Here is a 1534-nt window from a genome sequence, read left to right as displayed (position 1 = left end):
GGTGCAGTCCGCCCGCCACCCGGTCTCGGTGCGGACCAGGGTGTTGGCCGAGCCGACCAGCATCGCGCGCTCGGTGCGCTCGTCGGCGTAGGCAAGCGCGGCCTCCTTGCCCGGCATGGTCACCGACAGCCCGACCCATTCCGGGCCGAGGCCGTCGACCAGTCCCGGCAACTGCGCGGCATCGCACTCGATGCGCTCGTAGGTCCAGTCCAGCCCGAGCGCGCGATAGGCCGCCAGATGCAGTTGCGGCGAGCGTGAGTGCGCAATCGGCTTGCCGAGGACGGCGGCACGCCGTGTCCCCGCCGTCGCCTGGCCACCGGCAGCGGCCGAGGGCCCCGCCGCCGTCGTGTCACCGGCCACTGTTGAGGATCCCGCTGTCGAGCGCCTGGTCGATATTGCTCAGGTGCTGGGAGTAGCTGTCGGTGAACAGGGTGGTGCCCTGCATGTCGATGGTCACGAAGTACAGCCAGTTGCCGGGCTCCGGCGATTCCATGGCTCGCAGCGCGTTCAGCGAGGGCGAGGCGATCGGGTTGGCGGGCAGGCCGGCCATCGCGTAGGTGTTCCACGGCGTGACGCGGGCGCGGTCGGCATCGGTGGTGGCCACCTCGGTGGTGTCGAGCGCGTAATTGACCGTGGAGTCGAACTGGAGCGCCTGGCCGATCTCCAGCCGGTTCACGATCACCCGCGCGACCTTGCCCATGTCCTGCGGCAACGCCTCGCGTTCCACCAGCGAGGCCGCGATCAGCGTCTCGTAGGGGCTCAGGCCGGTGTCAGCGCCGGACTCGAGCAGTCCGGTGGCCTCGTAGCTCGCGGCGCTGGAGGTGATCAGCTCACGCAGGATCGACGTCGCGTCACCGCTCGGGTCGAAGTCCCACGTGCCCGCGGCGATCAGACCCTCCAGTTGCCTGCGCTGGTCCGGCGCGGCCCGCACCTCGGCCTCGGCCCACGCGGGCACGCCGAGCGCGGCCAGATCGTCGCTCGCGCCTGCCGCGTCGAGTTCCTCGTAGGTCACGCAGCGCGCCTCGGCGCCTTCGCCGACGCAACTGGCGGCGGCGATCTTGGTGTAGATGCCCTCCTTGATCGCGCCGGTGTTCACGTCGGTCTGGTCGTGCAGCTGGCGGCCCTCGGAGATGACCATGTTGCCGACCCGCGCCTGCGGGGCGAGCAGCGCCGACACCGCGTCGACGGCCGGGCTGTTGCTCGGGATCTGGTAGTAGCCGGGCTGGACGGAGTTCATGCCCTCGTTCTGCACCGCCGCCTCGTAGAAGGCCGCGGAGCTGGCGACCACACCCTTGTCGTACATCTCCTGGGAGATCTGGGTGGCGGTGTCGCCCGGCTCCACCCGGACGACGACCAACGGGCCCGGTGGGCCCGCGAAGTCCTCGGGCGGGGTGTAGCCGCCGGTCATCTTCATGACGCCGTACGCGCCGACGCCGCCGAGCAGCAGCACGGCCAGCGCGATCAGCACCCAGCGGGTGTGCCTGCGGCGGCCGCCGTCGTCGTCGCGGGCGTCCGTGCGCCGCCGCGCCTGCTG

The 1534-nt window shown here is 71.4% G+C and carries 1 protein-coding gene and 1 pseudogene; both read right to left on the bottom strand.

What is annotated here, in order from left to right:
- Nucleotides 1–360: pseudogene (locus QH283_RS14715) on the bottom strand (shikimate dehydrogenase); the annotation flags it as partial.
- The coding region (locus QH283_RS14710; RefSeq protein WP_280503562.1) for an endolytic transglycosylase MltG at nucleotides 350–1534 on the bottom strand (1185 nt) is incomplete at its 5' end. The pseudogene QH283_RS14715 and the gene QH283_RS14710, both read right to left, overlap by 11 nt.

Source organism: Nocardia farcinica, assembly GCF_029867845.1.
Taxonomy (GTDB): domain Bacteria; phylum Actinomycetota; class Actinomycetes; order Mycobacteriales; family Mycobacteriaceae; genus Nocardia; species Nocardia farcinica_A.
Note: the sequence above shows the minus strand (reverse complement) of the source record. Positions and strands in the feature narration are given on the sequence as shown.